This is a genomic window from Streptomyces sp. NPDC005266, assembly GCF_040607655.1.
Taxonomy (GTDB): domain Bacteria; phylum Actinomycetota; class Actinomycetes; order Streptomycetales; family Streptomycetaceae; genus Streptomyces.
Genome location: NZ_JBEXHC010000013.1, coordinates 156,827 through 176,967, shown reverse-complemented (window position 1 = coordinate 176,967; position 20,141 = coordinate 156,827). Strand labels below are relative to the sequence as shown.

13 protein-coding genes are annotated in these 20,141 nt (G+C 72.0%); 8 read left to right on the top strand and 5 right to left on the bottom strand.

What is annotated here, in order from left to right:
- Window positions 1-282 precede the first annotated feature (282 nt).
- Entirely contained in the window at window positions 283-819 is a 537-nt protein-coding gene (locus ABZU99_RS23065; protein WP_355955331.1) for an HNH endonuclease, read from the top strand.
- Between the two features lie 250 nt (window positions 820-1,069).
- Here ABZU99_RS23065 and ABZU99_RS23060 read toward each other — a convergent pair whose 3' ends face one another.
- Window positions 1,070-4,063 carry a beta-N-acetylglucosaminidase domain-containing protein gene (locus tag ABZU99_RS23060; protein ID WP_356050481.1) on the bottom strand — a complete coding sequence of 998 codons (2,994 nt, stop codon included), beginning with the start codon at window positions 4,061-4,063 and terminating at the stop codon, window positions 1,070-1,072.
- A gap of 402 nt (window positions 4,064-4,465) precedes the next feature.
- Between ABZU99_RS23060 and ABZU99_RS23055 the strand changes: the two genes are divergently transcribed.
- The 5 genes from ABZU99_RS23055 (at window position 4,466) to ABZU99_RS23035 (ending at window position 9,349) form a co-directional block, all read left to right on the top strand.
- A complete protein-coding gene (locus tag ABZU99_RS23055) occupies window positions 4,466-4,756 on the top strand; it encodes a hypothetical protein (RefSeq protein ID WP_355953351.1) in 291 nt (96 codons plus the stop codon).
- On the top strand, window positions 4,756-6,975 hold the full coding sequence (gene malQ / locus ABZU99_RS23050) for a 4-alpha-glucanotransferase (protein ID WP_356050480.1): 2,220 nt from the start codon (window positions 4,756-4,758) through the stop codon (window positions 6,973-6,975). Before ABZU99_RS23055 ends, malQ begins: the two co-directional genes overlap by 1 nt.
- Window positions 6,972-7,214, top strand: coding sequence for a hypothetical protein (locus ABZU99_RS23045; RefSeq protein WP_355953357.1), 243 nt, complete (start codon window positions 6,972-6,974; stop codon window positions 7,212-7,214). Before malQ ends, ABZU99_RS23045 begins: the two co-directional genes overlap by 4 nt.
- 272 nt (window positions 7,215-7,486) lie before the next feature.
- Window positions 7,487-8,461: an acyl-ACP desaturase gene (locus ABZU99_RS23040; RefSeq protein ID WP_355953360.1), complete on the top strand. Its 975-nt coding sequence runs from the start codon at window positions 7,487-7,489 to the stop codon at window positions 8,459-8,461.
- 495 nt (window positions 8,462-8,956) lie between these two features.
- Window positions 8,957-9,349, top strand: a complete 393-nt coding sequence (locus ABZU99_RS23035; protein ID WP_356227962.1) for a tetratricopeptide repeat protein — start codon at window positions 8,957-8,959, stop codon at window positions 9,347-9,349.
- A 175-nt stretch (window positions 9,350-9,524) separates the two neighbouring features.
- On the opposite strand, the gene pepN is transcribed toward ABZU99_RS23035, so the two are convergent.
- From pepN to ABZU99_RS23020, 3 genes are all read right to left on the bottom strand, one after another.
- Window positions 9,525-12,095 (bottom strand): aminopeptidase N, encoded by a 2,571-nt coding sequence (gene pepN / locus ABZU99_RS23030; RefSeq protein WP_356046321.1) that lies wholly within the window; start codon window positions 12,093-12,095, stop codon window positions 9,525-9,527.
- A gap of 75 nt (window positions 12,096-12,170) precedes the next feature.
- Window positions 12,171-13,355: a glycosyltransferase family 2 protein gene (locus ABZU99_RS23025; RefSeq protein ID WP_355953452.1), complete on the bottom strand. Its 1,185-nt coding sequence runs from the start codon at window positions 13,353-13,355 to the stop codon at window positions 12,171-12,173.
- A 35-nt stretch (window positions 13,356-13,390) separates the two neighbouring features.
- Window positions 13,391-14,692, bottom strand: coding sequence for a glycosyltransferase (locus tag ABZU99_RS23020; RefSeq protein WP_356046319.1), 1,302 nt, complete (start codon window positions 14,690-14,692; stop codon window positions 13,391-13,393).
- A gap of 371 nt (window positions 14,693-15,063) precedes the next feature.
- Here ABZU99_RS23020 and ABZU99_RS23015 point away from each other — a divergent pair, with 371 nt between their 5' ends.
- On the top strand, window positions 15,064-16,554 hold the full coding sequence (locus tag ABZU99_RS23015; RefSeq protein ID WP_356227961.1) for a phospholipid carrier-dependent glycosyltransferase: 1,491 nt from the start codon (window positions 15,064-15,066) through the stop codon (window positions 16,552-16,554).
- 11 nt (window positions 16,555-16,565) lie between these two features.
- Window positions 16,566-19,001, top strand: a complete 2,436-nt coding sequence (locus ABZU99_RS23010) for a galactose oxidase early set domain-containing protein (protein ID WP_356046317.1) — start codon at window positions 16,566-16,568, stop codon at window positions 18,999-19,001.
- Window positions 19,002-19,086: 85 nt separating this feature from the next.
- On the opposite strand, the gene ABZU99_RS23005 is transcribed toward ABZU99_RS23010, so the two are convergent.
- Window positions 19,087-20,112 carry an aspartate-semialdehyde dehydrogenase gene (locus ABZU99_RS23005; RefSeq protein WP_355953375.1) on the bottom strand — a complete coding sequence of 342 codons (1,026 nt, stop codon included), beginning with the start codon at window positions 20,110-20,112 and terminating at the stop codon, window positions 19,087-19,089.
- Window positions 20,113-20,141 lie beyond the last annotated feature (29 nt).

The window sequence follows — 20,141 nt, the reverse complement described above, 5'->3', positions numbered from 1 at the left end:
CGGCTCGACGGCCGCCAGGATCGCCGCCGCGGGCGTCCCGGTCACCAAGGTCGAGGAGCTGCCCGGCTCCCCGCGCGGGGGGCCTCAGGCCGCGCCGCAGTGGCCGGGACGGAGGTCACGGGGCGGGTGTGCGCGTGATGAACGGACGGTATACGTGGGGTGTGCGGAAATGCCTCTCAACCGTTAACCCGGTGATAGTGGCGTTCCGGCCAGGGTTCAGGGGAAACTGGGGGAGATCGTCCCGGCGCGAGCCACGCGCCGCCGGCGTACAAGGAGGCATCCGTGCCGCATGTCCTGGTCCTCAACGCGTCGTACGAGCCGCTCGGCGTCGTACCGCTCCGCCGCGCGCTCATTCTCGTCCTCAACGACAAGGCCATCAGCCTTGAGGACTCAGGCGCCCTGATGCACAGCGCGACCCGCGTCATCCCCGCTCCCAGCGTCGTGAGGCTGAAGCGCTTTGTACGGGTGCCCTTTCGCGGCCCCGTTCCGCTCACCCGCCGTGCCCTGTTCGCCCGCGACGGCGGCAGATGCGCGTACTGCGGTGGCGTCGCAACCAGCGTCGATCACGTCATCCCGCGCAGCCGTGGCGGGCAGCACACCTGGGAGAACGTGGTCGCCGCGTGCCGGCGCTGCAACCACGTCAAGGCAGACCGCCATGTCGCCGAGATCGGCTGGCGGCTGCGTCACCAACCCGTGCCGCCTACCGGGCTCGCGTGGCGGATCATCGGCACGGGCCACAGGGACCCGCGCTGGATGCCATACCTGCAGCCATACGGCGCGGACGACGCGATGGCCCGGATCGAAGGCAAATCCGCCTAGCCGGGCCATTGTCGTGTCGGTGGCCCGGCGGGCCACCGACACGGCTCAGCCCTTCCGGGCGAGCCGGCCCCGGCGGGGGCACCTCCCAGCTGATAGCTGGCGGAGAACCGAGCCGCTGGGGGAGAACCGAGCCCTAAGCGGTTACGGCGAAGTCAAGTGCTGATCCTTCTCGGCGTCCAAGCCCTCGGCCAGGCCGAACCGCGAGGGATCAGCGGCGAACTTCACCGCATCCGCTGAGGAAGACCGAGCCCTAGGAAGCAGGGGCGACCGAGTAGGCCGCGACCTCCCAGAGGGAGTAGCCGAAGCGGGTGGCGCGCTTGTCGCCCTGGATGCGGATGAAGCGGGTGTCCGGGGCGTCCATGCCGACCGCCTCCCGGCCGCCCTTGCCGTTGCTGACGGTCGCCGCCGTGCGCCAGGTGCGCCCGTCCTCGGAGACCTGGATCCGGTAGCGGGAGGCATAGGCGTCCTGCCAGTGCAGCTCCAGTCGGCCCACCCGGGTGGGCCTGGCCAGCTCGAGCTGGAGCCAGGCGCCGTCCTCGGCCGGGGAGGACCAGCGGGTGTCCGCCTTGCCGTCGATGGCGGCGGCCGCCGGGAAGTCGGGGGTCTCATCGCCGGACGAGGTCGCCTTGGTCCCCGGTGCGCGGGCCAGATCCGGGCCGCCGGTGCGCGGGAAGGCCCGGACGGTCAGCACGCGCTCCTGCGAGCCGAAGCGGACCGGGACGGTGTACGTGCCCGCCTTGGTGCCGGGGGCCACCGAGACCTCGAGCCGGGCGGTGGCGGTGCCGCCGCGCGGGGCCGTCACCCCGTCGGGGGCCCGGACGGTGATGCCGTGCGGCGCGTCGACCGTGAGGTCGCCGTTCACATCGCCGGGGCGGTGGGAGGTGAGCTCGGCCCCGACGACGGTGGCGCGTCCGCCGATCTCCGCGTCCGCCGTCTCGTGGGACAGGGACAGCGCGGCGTCCGGGGTGTCGGCGAACCAGGGGGTGATCTCGTGCACCGCCGGAGGCGTGGCGCCCGGCGCCCAGCTGAGCCGGATCGCGTCCGCCGCTGTGTCCTTGTCGCCGGAGCGGCCCGTGACCTGGGTGAAGCCGCTGCCGGACACTGCGCCGAGCCTGCGCCAGCCCTCGCCGGGGACGTGCGCCTCGACCGTGCCCGGTGAGGAGACCCCGGGGACCCGCGCGGTGAGCGCGGAGACGGAGGACAGCGGGCGGGTGCGGCCGAAACGCACCGTGACCGGGCGGCCGGGGGAGGCCACCTGCGTGGTCACCTTGCCGTCGGCCGCCGCGCGGTCGTCCTTGGCGGTCCGCAGCCCCTGCTCGGCGGTGTGGTGCACGCCCGACCAGACGTCGGCCTGGTCCAGGGCCTTGGTCAGGAAGGGGGCGAGGACGCCCTTGCCCACCGTCACCCGGCTGTCCTGGGTCTTCTCGCGCAGCGCCTCGACCGCCAGCCGGGCCTTCCACGCCGCCGCGCCGTCGCCGCGTGCCTGAGCGGTGAGCATGTCCACGGCGCGTACGCCCGCGTCGCCGTAGCGCCCCAGCTGGTCGAGCCAGGGCCGTACGTCGGCGCCCAGGGTGTCCGACAGCCGCTCGGGGGCGTCGCGCATCGTACGGAAGGCCGCGCGCAGCCGGTCGGCCGACCGCTCCAGCCGGCCCACGTCCGTACCGCCGAGCGCCCTCCAGAAGGCGTCGATGAGCGGACGCAGATACGCCGACTCGTCGCCGCCGAGCACCGAGGACGCATCGTTCCCGGCGAGGGCGCGCAGGGCGGCGCGGGTCCCCGCGTCCGGCCCGGCCAGATCGTCGATGGCCGCCTGCCAGGACTCCTGGGGGCGGTAGCCGTGCGGGTTCCAGGCGAAGTCGGCGGCGGTGAACAGTGGGATGCGGGAGGCGGTCGGCTGCTCCATGGCGTTGGCCAGCAGCGCCGCGGACTGGGTGGCCACGGCCGGGTCGCGGCCGGTGTACGGGCCGAGGAAGATGCGGTCCTGGGCCCAGTCGTTGACCGGGTAGTTGTCCATGGTGACCAGCCGGTGGCCGAATGCCGACCGGGCGCCCGCCAGCTCGCCACCGGTGATCGTTTTGGGCACGACCCCGACGCCGGTCCAGGCGACCTCCACCCGGTCGTCGAGAGCGGCGGCGAGTGCGCGCCGGAACTCGGTGTCGCCGTCCTGGTAGTACTCGGTCGGCATCAGGGACAGCGGCACGGAGCCGGGGTGGCGGTGGGCCAGGTGCCGGGCGAGTGCGTTGGCCACCTTGGCCTGGGCGCTCGCTGCCGCCTCGGGGCCGGAGCCGAAGGTGTCGGCGTCCTTGCCGCAGTGCCATTCGCTGTAGCTGACGTCCTGGAACTGCAGCTGAAAGGAGCGCACGCCGAGCGCCCACATCGCGTCGACCTTGCGCGTGAGCGCCTTGAGGTCGGCGTCGGAGGAGAAGCACAGCTGCTGGCCGGGGGAGACCGCCCAGCCGAGGGTGACGTGGTTGCGGCGGGCGGCTGCCGCGAGCTCGCGGAACTCCTCCCGCTTCGCGGCGGGGTACGGATCGCGCCAGCGGGACTGCCGGTAGGGGTCGTCGCCGGGCGCGTAGAGATAGCGGTTCTGCTTGGTGCGGCCCATGAAGCCGAGCTGGGCGAGCCGGTCCCGCTGCGACCACGGGGCGCCGTAGAAGCCCTCGGTGGTGCCGCGGACGGCCGTCCCGGGCCAGTCACGGACGGTCGCCCCGGCGAAGGCGGAGCCCCGGCCCTCCCGCTTGACGAGCAGCTGGCGCAGGGTCTGGACGGCGTGGAAGAGCCCGTCGGGGCCGACGCCGGCGAGGGCGATCGTGGGCTGCCCGTCCACCGAGCCCGTGGCGAGGCGGTAGCCGCCGGACGGGAGGTCGCCGCGCTCGGGTGCGCGCAGGGCGCGCAGGGCCCGCTGTGCGCCCTGGCCGTCGGCGTGCACCACCAGCCCGCGCGCCGGGTGCTTGCCACCCGGGGTGGCCTCATCGACGGTACGGACCCCCGCCTCGTGCAGCAGGGCGCGCAGCGCGTCCAGCGCGTACGGATCCACATCGCCGTCGGCTATCAGGGTGGCCTCGTCCCCGACCGAGACGTCCGCGCCCAAGGCGCGCAGCGACTGCGGGCGCGGCCAGACGGGCGGCACTTCGGCCCCGCTGTCGCGCTCCGGTGCGGAGGTGCCGGACGTGCCGTGATCCACGGGCGCGGCGGCGGCCGCCGGAGCGCCGCCGAGCAGACCCCCGATGACGGCGGCGGCCATCGCCGTCGCGCCCGCTGCCCTCGGCCTCTTCCCCCCGAACTGCACCGGCCTCTCCTCGATCAGGTAGTCGGTCCCCGTCAGGCCCCGTCACAGACGGCGCCAATAGGCGTGAGCCCACCACCACCCGGTGAGGGTGTCAACGCGCATGACCGAACTGTCGGCATTGCCGCATGTGGCACCAGTCGGGCGAGACGGGCCGGTGTGCGGCGGGCTTCCGCAAGTCTGACGGATGAAGGGTGCTCCTGTTCGTAAACTCTGTGTCCCCGTTCCCTCACTGCCGTGAAATCGCCTGCCCCGGCGAGGTGTGACCTACGGCACGTCGGGGGACTGTTTACGTCTGCGACCGCCCTGAGTGGGTAGGGCTCGACATTGACCCACTGCCGACACCCCACGGAGGTCCGTGTGGCCGCGTCAGCTCAGCTTCTCCCCTTCGCCCTGTCCAAACCCGTGCCCGAGGCATCCAGCGCACAGGATCCGTTCGCCGGGGTCTCCGATCCCGACTGCGGACTGTGCGGCCTGGACGGCTTCGGGTCCGGCGGCGCCACCGAGGCGCCCCTCACCAGCGAACCCCCGCTCGCCGACAACGTGCCCCTGACCAGCGAGCCTCCGCTCGCCGCCGAACTTCCCCTGACGAGTGAGCCGACCGCCGCCGCGCCCGGCACGCGAGCCGGCTTGGAGCCGATGGAGATCTGATGGGCAGAGCGCGGCTCGCCGAGCTGCACGGTGTCGCCACCTCCTACGAGCCCGCCCCGGGCCGCACCGTCCGGGTGCCCGAGGACACTGTCGTCGCCGTACTCGCCGCGCTCGGCGTGGACGCCTCGACCCCCCGATCCGTATCCGAGGCGCTGGACCGGCACGATCGCCGCCAGCGCGACCTGCTGCTGCCCCCGTGCGTGGTGGCGCGCCCCGGCAGAGCCCCGCGGCTGAGCCTGCCCGAAGGCACGGTGCTGCGGGTGCGTACCGAGGACGGCGCACCGCACGCCTGGGGGCCGGCGGCCGGCGTCTTACGGGCCGACGGCCCGACGCCCGATGGCGGCCTCAAGGACGCCGCCGTCGCCCTTGAAGCCGCCTTCAATGGTTCCGACGGCCCCGACGGGCTGCCGCCCGGGGCCCATACCCTGACCGCCGAGGCCCCCGACGGCCGCCGCGCCGCCGCCACGCTGATCGTCGCCCCCGACCGGATGCCCTTGCCCCCGGTCCGCAGCCACGGTTTTCTGGTCCAGCTCTACTCCCTGCTCTCCGCCCGGTCCTGGGGCATGGGCGACCTCGGCGATCTGGCCGATCTCGCCGCCTGGTCGGGCCGGGCGCTCGGCGCCGGATTCCTCCAGCTCAACCCGTTGCACGCGGCGCTGCCCGGCACCCCGGCCGCCCCCACCGACCCCTCGCCCTACCGCCCCTCCTCCCGCCGCTTCCCCGACCCCGTCCATCTGCGGGTCGAGGACGTGCCCGAATACGCCCATCTGCCCGGCGTCGCCCGCGAGCGCGTCGACCAGCTGCTGGAGGCGGCGGCCCGCTTACGTACGTCCGTACTGCGGGACGGCGCGCTCATCGACCGGGACGCGGTGTGGGTCCTCAAGCGCGATGCCCTGGAGCTGGTGCGCACCGTACCGCTCAGCCCCGGCCGCCGCGCCGCCTACTGCGACTTCCTCGCCGAACGGGGGCGGTCCCTGGAGGACCACGCCCTGTGGTGCGCGCTCGCCGAGACCCACGGCCCCGAATGGCGCACCTGGCCCGACGGACTGACCGACCCGCGCTCGGCGGGCACCGCCCGTGCGCGCGGTGAGCATCTGGACCGGGTCGACTTCCACTGCTGGCTCGCCTGGCTCACCGACGTCCAGCTCGCCGCCGCCCAGCGCGCGGCGTGCGACGCGGGCATGGCCGTCGGCCTGGTGCACGACCTGGCCGTCGGGGTGCATCCCTCGGGGGCCGACGCATGGGCGCTGCGGGACGTCTTCGCGTCCGGCATGTCCATCGGCGCGCCGCCGGACGCCTTCAACTCCCGGGGCCAGGACTGGGGCCTGCCGCCCTGGCGCCCCGACGCCCTCGCGGCCACCGGCTACGCCCCGTACCGGGATCTGCTGCGCGGCCTGCTGCGCCACGCGGGCGCGCTCCGCATCGACCATGTGATGGGCCTCTTCCGGCTGTGGTGGGTCCCGGAGGGCCGCGAGCCGGCCGAGGGCTGTTACGTCCGCTACGACGCCGAGGCGATGCTCGGCGTGCTCGCACTGGAGGCGCACCGCGCGGGCGCCGTCGTCGTGGGCGAGGACCTGGGGACGGTCGAACCGGGGGTGCGGGAAGCGCTGGCGGCACGGGGGGTGCTGGGGACGTCCGTGATGTGGTTCGAGCGAGACTATGACGAAGGGGGGCCCGCCCGGCCGCTCGCGCCCGAGGAGTGGCGGGCCGACTGCCTGGCCACCGCCACGACCCATGACCTGCCGAGCACGGCCGCCCGTCTCACCGGCGACCACATCGAGCTCCGGCACCGGCTGGGGCTCCTCACCCGCCCGCCGGCGCAGGAGCGTGCCGCCGAGGCGGTCGAGGTCGCCGAGTGGCTGGCACTGCTGGGCCGGCTGGGCCTGCTGCCCGAGGGGCCGGGCGACGAGGAGGCCGCGATCAAGGCCGTCCACCGCTTTCTGCTGCGCACCCCGGCCAGGATGGTGGGCGTCTGGCTCCCGGACACGGTAGGGGACCGCCGGCCGCAGAACCTGCCGGGAACGTGGAACGAGTACCCCAACTGGCGGCTGCCCATCGCCGACGCGCGGGGGCGCGCGGTCTCGCTGGAGGAGCTGGTGGCCTCGCCGCGGCTGCACGCGCTGATGGCCGAGGTGGCCCGGCTCACCTCCCCTTCCGCCTCCCCTGAGGCCACCCCACGCACGCGGGGCGCGGGGGCGTCCGATAGGTTGAGTCCGTGAGCAAGAAGGTCAAATTGAACGCCGTGCGCGCCGGTGCCGTCATCGCCGCGACGACGGCGATGCTGCTGATGTCGTCCCCCGCGTTCGCGCTCAACCGCGACGACGGTGACGACCCGGGTCCGGGCCTGAGCGTCGCAGAGACGCTGGGCCTCTACGTCGCCGCTCCGATCGTCCTCTTCCTGGTGATCGCGGGTCTGGTGATCGCGGGAGACAAGAAGTCCCGCAAGCAGACCGACTGACGCGTCCGACCGACGAGGAGTCGGACCGACGATCAGTCACGATCGTTCAACGAAGCGCTGAGACGCCGCTACAAGGGCGCCTGCGGCCATTTGGCCGGGGGCGCCCTTGTCGTATGTGACACAACACTCCCGCAGCCAAGTGCGCCCGCGTCACGGCCAGTTCACCGGGGGCCACCCGAACGCCCCGGGTCGTTTATTTTCGCTTTAACCTACGCTGTCGTAACCTACGGACGCGTAAGTAAGTTCGACCCCTCGTCCCCAGGAGCCCCGCCGTGTCTCTTGCCCCCTCCAGCCGCACTGGTCAGGCCGTGTGGAGCGACACCCAGCTCCTGTACGCGCTCGAAGAGGTCGTCGAGACCGAGCTCAACCGGCATCTGAATGTCGCCAGGGAATGGATGCCGCACGAGTACGTGCCCTGGAGCGACGGCCGCAACTTCGACGGCGTCATGGGCGGCGAGGCATGGGCTCCCGACCAGTCCAAGGTCAGCCAGGTCGGCCGGATCGCGCTCGTCGTCAACCTCCTCACCGAGGACAACCTCCCCAGCTACCACCACGAAATCGCCACCCTGTTCGGGCGTGACGGCGCGTGGGGCACCTGGGTGCACCGCTGGACGGCGGAGGAGGGGCGGCACGGCATCGTCATGCGTGACTACCTGCTCACCAGCCGGGCCGTCGACCCGGTCGAGCTGGAGCGGTTCCGGATGCAGCACATGTCGGAGGGGTTCGAGTCCGACAACCAGCACAGCATGCTGCACACCGTCGCGTACGTGGCCTTCCAGGAGCTGGCCACCCGCATCTCGCACCGCAACACCGGCCACCACTCCGGCGACCCGGTCTGCGACCGGATGCTGGCCCGCATCGCCACCGACGAGAACCTGCACATGATCTTCTACCGGAACCTGCTCGGGAAGGCGTTCGAGCTCGCTCCCGACCAGACCATGTGCGCCGTCCGCGATGTGGTCGTCAACTTCCGCATGCCGGGCCATGGCATGCCCGGCTTCGAGCGCGCCGCCGCGCAGATCGCCATCGGCGGCATCTACAACCTCCGCATCCACCACGACGACGTGCTGCAGCCCGTGCTGCGCTACCTCAAGGTGCTGGAAATCGGCGGCCTCGGCCCCGAGGGGCTCAAGGCGCAGGAGGAGCTCGGCCTCTACATGGGCGGCCTGGACGACCAGGCCACCAAGTTCGACGAGCGGCGGGAGGCGCTGCTGGCCCGCCGCAGGGCCCGTGCCGAAGGTGTTTGATCACTCTGACACCATCGGGTGATAGCCGAACATTCATCGCAGGGGACTCCCGGCGCGGCGCCCGGTGAAACGCCCGGTGCGGCCCAGGAGGCCGCCGTGGCGGCCGAGTTGAAGGCCGCGGCGGCGGCCGGCGCGCCGGGGCGTACCGGGCCTTGGCCGAACTCCTCACCGAGCGCGGGCAGCTGGACGAGGCCCTGCCCTGGTGGGCCAGGGCCGCCGACGCCGGCGACGCGGACGCCTCGCGCACCCTGGCCATCTGCCACAAGGGCGACGCCGGCGCCGCGTACGACATCGGGCGCATCCACGACGAGGCCGGGGGCCGGCGCGCCGCCGAGATCTGGTTCCACCGGGCCGCGGGCCTCGGTCACGGCCGCGCCGCGTGGTGGCTCGGCCGGCTCCGAGGAGCGCGGCGGCGACCCGCAGCAGGCCGAACGCTGGTACGTCCGCGCCGCCAGGACCGGGCTGACCCCGCCCGCCTTCCTGGCCGGCCGCAGCATGGTCCGGCGCGGCGCCCACGCCGACGCCGAACCGCTGCTGCGGGCCGCGTGCGACGACGGCCATATGGAGGCGCCGTACTGGCTTGCCAAGGCGTTGCGGGGGCTGGGGCGTACGGAGGAGGCCGAGCCGTGGCTGCGCCGTGCGGTGGAGGCGCATCCGGAGGTTGTGCGCGGTTACGGCGGCATGACGAGGCTCGCCCTCCCCGACCCTCGCCGCGAGCTGGCCGAAGTCCTGACCGAACTGGGCCGCGCCGAGGCCGGGGCGGCCGGTGGCTGCGCCCCCTGGCCCCCGCCGGGCCGGCCGGGGGCTGCGCCTCCTGGCCCCCGCTGGGCCGGCCGGGGGCTGCGCTTCCTGATCCCCGCTGGGCCGGCCGGTGGCTGCGCCCCCTGATCCCCGCTGGGCCGGCCGGGGGCTGCGCCTCCTGGCCCCCGCTGGGCCGGCCGGGGGCTGCGCTTCCTGATCCCCGCTGGGCCGGCCGGGGGCTGCGCCCCCTGACCCCCGCCGCGCCGGTTTGTGGGCACCCGTTCCGCCCCGCGGAACGAATGCCCACAACCGGCCGGCCGCGTCAGCCCGCGGCGGCGTCCGCCGCCTGGGCTTTCAGGGCCCGCTCAACGCCCGCTCGCGACTCCGTGACCAGCCGCCGCAGGGCCGGCGGCGGCTCGGCGGAGGCGAGCCAGGCGTCGGTGGCGTCCAGCGTGTCCTGGGAGACCTGGAGCGAGGGGTAGAGGCCGACCACGATCTGCTGCGCCATCTCGTGGCTGCGGCTCTCCCAGACGTCCTTCACCGCGGCGAAGTACTTTTCCGTGTAGGGGGCCAGCAGCTCCCGCTGGTCGGTCTGGACGAAGCCGGCGATCACCGCTTCCTGTACCGCGTTCGGCAGCTTGTCGTCTTCGACGACCGATGCCCACGCCTCGGCCTTGGCCTGCCCCGTCGGGCGCGCGGCGCGCGCCGTGGCGGCGTGGCGTTCGCCGGCGGAGGTCTTGTCGCGTTCCAGCTCGGCCGCGATCGCGCCCTCGTCCGCCCGTCCCGTCGCGGCGAGCCGCTCCAGCAGCGCCCAGCGCAGCTCGGTGTCGATGGCCAGGCCGTCGATGGTCTCGGTGCCGTCCAGCAGCCCGGAGACCAGGGCCAGCTGGTCGTCCGTACGGGCGGTGGCGACGAACGCCCGTGCCCAGGCGAGCTGGTGGTCGCTGCCGGGGGCGGCGGCCCGCAGGTGGTCGAGCGCGGCCTCGGTCCACTTGGCCAGGCCCGTCTCGCGCCAGTCGGGCGCGGCGTACAGGTCCAGGGCGAGCTTCACCTGGCGGTGCAGCGACTGGACGACGCCGATGTCCGACTCCTTGGCGATGCCGGACAGGACGAGCGCGAGGTAGTCGCGGGTGGGCAGCTCGCCGTCGCGGACCATGTCCCAGGCGGAGGCCCAGCACAGCGCGCGCGGCAGGGACTCCTCGAAGTCACCGAGGTGCTCGGTGACAACGGCCAGCGAATCCGGGTCGAGCCGCACCTTGGCGTAGGTGAGGTCGTCGTCGTTGAGCAGGATCACGGCGGAGCGCTTCTCGCCGGTCAGCGCCGGGACCTCGGTCAGCTCGCCGTCCACGTCCAGCTCGATCCGCTCGGTGCGGGTGAGCTTGCCGGTCGCGTCGAGGTCGTAGAGCCCGATGGCGATGCGGTGCGGCCGCAGCGTTGGCTCGCCCTTGGCGCCGGGCGGCAGGACGGGGGCTTCCTGGCGCACCGCGAAGGAGGTGATGGTGCCGGAGTCGTCCGTGTCGATCCGCGGCCGCAGGATGTTGATGCCCGCGGTCTCCAGCCACTTCTTCGACCAGGTCTTCAGATCCCGGCCGCTGGTCTCCTCCAGCGCGCCGAGCAGGTCGGACAGCCGGGTGTTCCCGTACGCGTGACGCTTGAAGTACGCCTGGACGCCCTGGAAGAACTCGTCCATGCCGACATACGCGACCAGCTGCTTCAGTACCGAAGCGCCCTTCGCATACGTGATGCCGTCGAAGTTGACCAGGACGTCGTCCAGGTCGTTGATCTCGGCCATGATCGGGTGGGTGGACGGCAGCTGGTCCTGCCGGTAGGCCCACGTCTTCATGGAGTTGGCGAAGGTCGTCCAGGCGTGCGGCCACTTGGAGCCCGGCGCGTGGGCCTGACAGGCGATGGAGGTGTAGGTGGCGAACGACTCGTTCAGCCACAGATCGTTCCACCACTCCATGGTGACCAGGTCGCCGAACCACATGTGGGCCAGCTCGTGGAGGATGGTCTCGGCACGCGTCTCGTAGGCCGCGTCCGTCACCTTGGAGCGGAAGACGTACTGGTCGCGGATGGTGACCGCGCCCGCGTTCTCCATCGCGCCCGCGTTGAACTCCGGCACGAAGAGCTGGTCGTACTTGGCGAACGGGTACGGGTAGTCGAACTTCTCCTCGAACCACTCGAAGCCCTGCCGCGTCACCTCGAAGATCGCGTCCGAGTCGAGGAACTCGGCGAGCGAGGGACGGCAGTAGATGCCCAGGGGCACCGACCGGCCGCCCTTCTCGTACGAGCTGTGCACGCTGTGGTACGGGCCCACGATGAGCGCCGTGACATAGGTCGACAGGCGCGGCGTCGGCTCGAAGCGCCAGACGTTGTCCTTGGGCTCCGGCGTCGGCGAGTTGGAGATCACCGTCCAGCCCTCGGGCGCCGTCACGGTGAACTGGAAGGTGGCCTTCAGATCGGGCTGTTCGAAGCTGGCGTACACCCGGCGGGCGTCCGGCACCTCGAACTGCGTATAGAGATACGCCTGCTGGTCCACCGGGTCGACAAAGCGGTGCAGCCCCTCACCGGTGTTGGTGTACGCGCAGTCCGCCACGACCCGCAGGTCGTTGCGCCCGGCCAGCAGGCCCGGCAGCGCGATCCGGGAGTCCTTGAAGACCTCGGCGGGGTCGAGCGCCTCGCCGTTGAGCACCACCTCGTGCACGGTGGGCGCCACCAGGTCGATGAACGACTCCGCGCCCGCCTCGGCGGCCGTGAAGCGCACCGTGGTCACCGAGCGGTAGGTGCCACCCTCCTGCGCGCCGCTCAGGTCCAGCTCGATCTCGTACGCGTCCACGGTGAGGAGGCGCGCCCGCTGCTGCGCCTCCTCCCTGGTGAGGTTGGTGCCAGGCACGTCGTCTCTCTCCCGTTCGTCATGTGCGGTACGCCATGCGTCAGGCGGATTGCCATCCTCGCACGTCGGAACCGGTCAGCGCCGGTACACCAGCTTGTCCACCAGCAGAAAGCGCAGGGTGAACACCGCGACGAGGCTGAGGGCCGTGGCAGGGAGCGCGGACAGGCCGAACGTGGAGACGAGCACCATCGTCAGCGGGATACGGGCGATCAGATCGGCGTTGCCGAGCAGCGCGAAGCCGGTGAGCCGCGCCCCGCGGGGGCGCTCGGCGCGGTGGCGGCGGTGGAGCAGCGTGTCGACGAGGGCGAAGTTCCACAGTAGGCCGGCCTGGTTGGCGATGATCTCGGCGGGCACATAGTGCATCCCGGCCGTCTCGGTGAGCAGCCACAGCACGGCCAGATTGGGCAGAAAGCCGGACGCGCCGATGAGGGCGAAGGCGAGGAGCCGGAGCCGGGCGTCGTCGCCGGCGCGCAGCTGGCCGAGATGGCGCACGAAGCGCAGGCCCTCGCGGAGGGTGGACTTCGACTCGCCCGCGTGGCGCTCGCCGAAGTCGAAGGGGACTTCGCTCACCGCGCGGGGGCGGCAGCGCACGGCCAGTTCGAGCAGGATCTTGTAGCCCAGGGGGCGCAGCCCCGTGGACCGCGCCCCCCGCTGGCTGCCGCGAGGCCCGCCGCTCGCCGCACGGCCGACCGCCTCCCGCCGGATCGCGAAGAAGCCGCTCATGGGGTCGGAGACCCCGCGCAGGGCGCGGGGGAAGAGGGCCTTGGCGGCGGTGGTGGAGGCGCGGGAGACCGCCTGCCGGTAGCGGCCGGCCAGCCCCCGGCGGCTGCCTCCGGCCGCGTACCGGCTGGCGACGACCAGCTCGGCGCCGGTCCGTACACCCGTCGCGACGAGTTCGGGCACCAGCTCGGGCGGGTGCTGGAGGTCGGCGTCCATGACGACGATCCAGGGCGCGGTGGTGCGGGCGATGCCCTCGACGACCGCGCCGCCGAGTCCACCGTCGGGGCGGGCGCGGTGGTGGACGGAGACCGGGAACGGGCAGCGCCGGGCGGCTTCGGCGATCACCTCGGGGGTGCGGTCGGTGGAGTCGTCCACGAACAGCACGTCGTACGGAATGCCTTCGGGCACGGCGGTGGTGATCCGGGTGAGCAGCGCCTCGATGTTGTCGGCCTCGTTGAAGGTGGGGATGACAAGTGATACGGCCGGGGCCGTCGGGGCCTGTGGGGTCGGTATGTGGGCATGCGGCGGCGGCACGGGCACGCTGGCGGTCACTGCGTTCTCCTCGGGAGTGAGCCTCAGGAGGCGGACGTGGAGTGGCTGGGTTGTGGCTCCGTGCTGTTGAGGCTGTTGAGATGCGCGCCGACATGGGAGGTCAGCTCCCAGTCGTTGCGCCCGGTGTACTCGCGCCAGACCGCCCGCACGGCCGCGGCGCCGAGGATCAGGGAGTAGACGGGGGTGCCGAGGACGAGCTGGGCGTAATGCCGCAGCCGGATCCTGACGCCGTACTGCCGGCCGAAGTCGTGCAGCGCGGCGCATTCGAAGGCCGTCATCGTGGCCATCGGCAGCACCGGCAGCCAGGCGAAGAGCGCCGCGGGCAGCGGGATTCCGCCTGCCACCGCCACGCCCGCGCCGATCGGCACGGCCACCCCGCTGAACGCCTGGAGGAACGGGGTGGTCAGGGTGTAGCGGGCCAGCACGCGCTGTCCGAAGCCGGGCAGCCGGCGCCATTCGCCCTTCCTCAGGACCTGCAGAAAGCCCTGGTTCCAGCGGGTGCGCTGCTTGTAGAGGGCGAAGAGTGAGCCCGGTGTCTCCTCCCGGGTGACCAGCGCCGCGTGGTACGCGACCTGTACCTTGGCGCCGCCGCTGGAGAGCCGTACGCCCAGGTCACAGTCCTCCGCGAGGCAATCGCCGTCCCAGCCGCCGGTGGCGCGCAGCAGATCGGCTCGTACAAAGACAGTATTGCCGCCGAGCGGAATGAACCCCTTTCGAGCGTGCAAATGCAATCGGCTGCGGAACCAGAAGAAATACTCGAGACAATTGCGCAGTGCGTACCAGCTGGACTCGTAGTTCATCAGTTGGACGCCGCCCTGTACCACATCCGTGCGTCTGCCGTCCCCTTCGTCGCGGTGGAAGGCGAAGTCCACATGGGTGAGGAGTTCGGAATGAACGATGTCCTCCGCGTCGAAGACCCCGATGATCTCGCCACGGCAATGCGGCAGTGCGGTATTCATCGCCCGCGGTTTGTTCTTCTGCTCATGGTGGTCGGTGACGACCTTCACCCGGTCGGGATGGACGGTGGCGAGCCGACGGGCTATGGCGGCGGTGCCGGGGTCGTCATGACCCACGATCACCACGATCTCGAAGTCCGGATGGTCGATGCGGAGCATCCGCTCGACGGTGTGCTCCAGCACGGCCTCCTCGTGCCGGGCCGGGACCAGCAGCGAGAAGGACAGCCGATGTTCGCCGTCAGGCTCGGCGAAGGCGGTGGCTTCGAGGGTCTCGGGCGTGCGCCAGGCATGCATCATCCACCACAGCGTGATGGCGGCCGCCGTCATGAGCACCAGCGATACGAACAACAACACGGCGGAAAGCGCCATGGAATTCCCCCCAATGGATTCCAGCGGTGCTCCGGCGAAACAGGACGAGACCGTAGCACCCAATTTTCCCGGACGTCAATTTTTTCCCGGAAGTTAATTGCGGATGGTGTTCTTCCGCATTGACGGTCCCTCACCGGCCGGCCGAACATGTCGCTAGTCTGAAACCGGGAGTTTATCCGCCCGTTATGGCTCACTGGTGTTCTGTAATGCCGTACCGACGGTGTTCTGAGGGGGGTTCCGTGGGGTACGTCACATTGCCCGTGGAAGAGGGTTCGTCCGTGAGTTCGCTGGGCACGGCGGATACGCCTGCGCCCAGGGACCCGGGATTACGTACCGGCCGCACGCCGGACCTCGCACTTCTGTTGCCGGTGGTGATACTCGCCGTGGCCGTCCGCGCCTGGAACATCGGCGGACTGCCCTTTCCCAATGACGACGAGGGCACCTATCTGGCGCAGGCGTGGGCCGTACAGCAGGGGGAGGGCCTGGCCCACTACACGTACTGGTACGACCACCCGCCGCTCGGCTGGACCCAGTTGGCGGCCCTGTCCTGGCTGCCGTCCTGGCTTCTGCCGGACCTGCCGACGTTCGTCCAGGGCCGCATCGCCATGCTGCCCATCGCCGCCGCCACCACCGCCCTGACCTGCCTGGTCGCGCGCCGCGGGGGGCTGAACCGCTGGGCGGCCACCGGCGCCGCCCTGCTCTACGCCCTCTCGCCGCTCTCGGTGACCCTGGGCCGGCAGATCTACCTCGACAACTTCGCCGTCCTGTGGGCGCTGGCGGCCTTCGCCTTCGCCCTGTCCCCGCGCCGTCATCTGTGGCACCACGTCGGCGCGGGCATGTGCCTGGCGATCGCGATCCTGTCCAAGGAGACCATCGCCGTCGTCCTGCCCGCCGTTGTCGTCGCGCTCTGGCAGGGCAGCCACCGCAGGACCCGCACCTTCTCCATCGCGGGCTTCGTCTCCGGACTGCTGGGCATCGCCCTGCTCTATCCGCTGTACGCCCTGCTCAAGAACGAGCTGCTGCCGGGGGACGGGCACGTCTCGCTGCTGGGCACGCTCAAGTTCCAGCTGGCCGGGAGGGCCGGCACCGGGTCGATGTTCCACTCGGGGACCGAGGCCCACGCGCTGGTACGGCAGTGGCTCGATGCCGACCCGGTCCTGCCGCTCGCGGGGCTGGCCGCCACCGTCGTCGTCCTCGCCCTGCCCCGGCGGTCGGGGCTGCGGCTGCGCGGCCCGGCACTGGCCGCCCTGCTGCTCGCCTCCGTCGCGATGCGGCCCAGCGGCTATCTGCCGAAGATGTACGTCATTCAGCTGCTGCCGTTCCTCGCCATCGCCCTGGCCGCGGTGGCCCAGGCGGCCGTCACCGCGCTGCCCGCCGGGCGCCTCGCCCGTGGCGCGGGGAGCGCACGCCGTGTGCGCGTCACCGCCGCCGCGCTGCTGGTGACCGCCGGCGCCCTGCTGATCGCCCCGCCCTGGTCCCGTACGGACGGTCACAACGCCACCACGGCCGAGACCGACGCCTATTACGAGGCGGCCCGCTGGCTGCGCGAGGGCAACGTCCCGCACCCGGCCGACACCCGCGTGGTCGTCGACGGGGTGCTGTGGCTCGACGCCGTCGGCAGCGGGCTGCGACCGGGCACCGGGGCCATCTGGCACTACAAGGTCGACCAGGACCCGGCCATCGCCAAGACGCTGCCGCACGGCTGGCGCGACATCGACTACGTCGTCTCCACGCCCGCCCTGCGCGGCGAGGAGGACAACCCGCAGATGCCGACGATCGCCGACCTGCTGCGCCACTCGACGCCCGTGGCGACCTTCGGCGAGGGCGGCGGCCGCATCGACATCCTCAAGACCCACAACTGACAGGGGGGACCATGAGGAGACCGCACCCACCTCGAAGGGCCCGGAAGGCCCGAGCCAGCAGAGCGCGGCTGCTGGCCGCCGTGCTCACCGCCCTGGCGTCCGTCGTCCTGGCCCTGTCCCCGCCCGACCCCGAGGCCCGGGCCGCCGCCAAGGCCGCGGCCAACCTCATCACCAACCCCGGTCTGGAGAACCTGGCCGCGGACGCCTTCCCCACCTGCTTCGAGAAGTCCGGCTACGGCGACAACGACCACACCTTCACCGTCACCGGCGCGGCCGGCGCCCACAGCGGCAGCCACGCCGTCGAGCTGACCATCACCCGCATCGCCTCCGGCGACCGCAAGATGATGATGCTCGAGAACCAGTGCGCCCCGGCCGTCGTCCCGGACCACCAGTACGATCTGTCGGCCTGGTACCGCACCACCTCGCCGAACACCGTGGTCACCCTCTTCCGGCACGACGCCGCAGGCGGGTGGAGCTGGTGGACCGATCTGAAGACGCTCCCCGTCACCGACGGCTACGAGCGCGCCGAGGTCCGCACCCCGCCCGTCCCCGCCGGCACCGACCGGATCACGTGGGGCATCACCCTCTACGGCACCGGCACCCTCGCCACCGACGACTACGCCATGACCGACGCGACCGTCCCCGGCCCCGAGGAGCCGAGCTGCGCCCCCGAGGACACCAGCCTCGCCTGCGACGGCCGCTGGACCGTCCTCGACATGCCCTCCCCGGTCCGGGCCATCCACGCGGTCCTGCTCAACAACGGAAAGGTGCTGCTCATCGCGGGCTCGGGCAACGACCGCGACGCCTTCCAGGCCGGGACCTTCAAGACCACCGTGTTCGACCCCGCGACCGACACCTTCACCGATGTGCCCACGCCCGACGACTTCTTCTGCGCCGGGCACGCCCAGCTTCCCGACGGCCGCGTCCTGGTCATGGGCGGCAACAAGGACTACGCCGCGCCCGACGGCAGCATCAGCTACAAGGGCCTCAAGACGTCGTACGTCTTCGACCCCGCCACCAACCGCTACACCCGCACCAACGACATGATCGCCGGACACTGGTACCCCTCGGCCACCGCCATGGGCAACGGCGACATCGCCTCCTTCGGCGGCCTGGACGAGTCCGCGAACGGCACCGTCATCAACGAGCGGTTCCATCAGGCCACCGGTGCCTGGAAGGGCTGCTGCGAGAAGCAGACCTGGAGCTTCTGGGGCCTGTACCCGGCGATGATCCTGCTCCAGGACGGCCGCCTCTTCTACACCGGCAGCCATGTCTTCGGCGTCGGATTGCCCGGCTCCGGAGCGTCCCTCTACGACTACGACACGGGCACGATCACCGACGTACCCGGGCTGCGCCGCAAGGACGAGCGCGACGAGTCGATGAGCGTACTGCTGCCCCCGGCGCAGGATCAGCGGGTGCTCACCGTCGGCGGCGGCAACCACACCATCACCGAGAACGCCCATCGCCTCACCGACCTCATCGACCTCAAGTCCGACGACCCGGGGTACGTCCCGGGCCCGGACCTGCCGCACGGCCACTACGAGGACGGCACCGCCCAGAAGGGCGAGGAGGGCAAGGTCTACGTCTCCACCGTGATCCTCCCGGACGGCAAGGTCCTGGAGACCGGCGGCGCCCTGCACACCTACCGCGAGAAGCCGGTCTTCGAGGCGTCCCTGTTCAACCCCGTCACGGGCGCCTTCGAGCCGGGCCTGGCCACCGACCCGGTCCCGCGGACGTACCACTCCTCGTCGCTGCTGCTGCCCGACGGGCGAGTGCTCAGCGTCGGCAACAACCCCGGCGACGGCTCCTTCGACCGCCGGATCTCGATCTACGAGCCGCCGTATCTCTTCCGCGGCGCACGGCCGCGCATCACCTCGGCCGCGTCCGGTGAGTGGGCCTACGGCTCGACGCAGCGCATCACCGTGGACAAGCCGGTCGTCAAGGCGTCGCTGATCAGGCCCGCGGCCGTCACCCACTCCTCCGATCCCAACCAGCGGTACGTCGACCTGCCGATGACCGTGGTCGACGGCAACACCCTCGACCTCAACCTCACCAGCAACCCGAACCTCGCGCCGCCCGGCTGGTACATGCTCTCCGTCGTGGGCGCGGACGGCGTCCCCTCGGCCTCCCGCTGGGTGCACATCGGCGGCGAGACGGCCGCCACCGCCCACACCCAGCCGTTCGCCGACGATCCCTCGGCCGCGCCGCATGCCAAGAAGCAGCGGCGCGCCAAGGCGGTGACCCTCGGCGAGGGGTACGACGGGTGCGACCACACCTACGGCAGGGCCGGCCAGTGCGTGCCCTGGACGTTCCCCCGGGGCCTGGCCAGGACCCACCGGTGCGAGTGGCTGCTCGTCCGGGGGTACGGCGCCATGAAGACCCACGGCCGGGACCGTCACCGCCTCGACCGCAACCGCGACGGCACGGCCTGCGGCCGCGGCGACTGACCGCCTTTTTCCGGGGCTCGCCCGGAAACGCCGCGTGGGAGCGGCCCCTACGGGGGCGCTCCCACGCGTTTCGTGAGGACCGGTGTCAGCTGAGGTCGGCCGCCACCAGCTCGGCGATCTGCACGGCGTTCAGCGCGGCGCCCTTGCGCAGATTGTCATTGGAGAGGAACAGAGCGAGACCGTGCTCGACCGTCTCGTCCACCCGGATCCGGCCCACATAGCTCGGGTCCTGGCCCGCGGCCTGGAGCGGGGTCGGGATCTCCGAGAGGGCCACGCCCGGGGCGCCGGCCAGCAGCTCGTACGCGCGCTCCACGCTGATCGGACGCTCGAATCGGGCGTTCACCTGGAGCGAGTGGCCGGTGAAGACCGGGACGCGGACACAGGTGCCGGAGACCTTGAGCTCGGGGATCTCCAGGATCTTGCGGCTCTCGTTGCGGAGCTTCTGCTCCTCGTCGGTCTCGTGCCGGCCGTCGTCGACGATCTTCCCGGCCAGCGGGAGCACATTGAAGGCGATCGGGCGGGCGTAGACCCCCGGCTCGGGGAACTCGACCGCCGCGCCGTCGTGGGTCAGCTCGGCCGCGCGGTCGGCGGTCTTGCGGATCTGGCCGTCGAGCTCGGCGACGCCGGCCAGGCCGGAGCCGGAGACGGCCTGGTAGGTGGTGGCCACCAGGGCGGTCAGACCCGCCTCGGCGTGCAGCGGGCGCAGCACCGGCATGGCGGCCATGGTGGTGCAGTTCGGGTTGGCGATGATGCCCTTGGGGCGGTCCACGGCCGCGTGCGGGTTGACCTCGGCGACGACCAGCGGAACCTCGGGGTCCAGCCGCCAGGCGGAGGAGTTGTCGATCACAACCGGGCCCTGGGCGGCGACCTTCTCGGCCAGCGCCTTGGAGGTCGCGCCGCCCGCCGAGAAGAGCACGATGTCAAGACCGGAGTAGTCGGCCGTGGCCGCGTCCTCGACCGCGATCTCGGTGCCGCGCCACGGGAGCGTACGGCCCGCCGAGCGGGCGGAGGCGAACAGCCGCAGCTGCTCGGCCGGGAAATCACGCTCGGCGAGTATTCTGCGCATCACTCCGCCGACCTGGCCGGTCGCTCCGACGATTCCGATCCTCATATCTACCCTTTTCCTTGGTCGTGCCTGTT

What these genes read in the sequence shown, in the direction of transcription:
- ABZU99_RS23060 (WP_356050481.1), bottom strand. Translation starts at nt 4,063, where the DNA reads ATGGCCGCCGCCGTCATCGGGGGTCTGCTCGGCGGCGCTCCGGCGGCC.
- malQ (WP_356050480.1), top strand. Translation starts at nt 4,756, where the DNA reads ATGGGCAGAGCGCGGCTCGCCGAGCTGCACGGTGTCGCCACCTCCTAC.
- ABZU99_RS23035 (WP_356227962.1), top strand. Translation starts at nt 8,957, where the DNA reads ATGGTCCGGCGCGGCGCCCACGCCGACGCCGAACCGCTGCTGCGGGCC.
- ABZU99_RS23020 (WP_356046319.1), bottom strand. Translation starts at nt 14,692, where the DNA reads ATGGCGCTTTCCGCCGTGTTGTTGTTCGTATCGCTGGTGCTCATGACG.
- ABZU99_RS23010 (WP_356046317.1), top strand. Translation starts at nt 16,566, where the DNA reads ATGAGGAGACCGCACCCACCTCGAAGGGCCCGGAAGGCCCGAGCCAGC.
- ABZU99_RS23005 (WP_355953375.1), bottom strand. Translation starts at nt 20,112, where the DNA reads ATGAGGATCGGAATCGTCGGAGCGACCGGCCAGGTCGGCGGAGTGATG.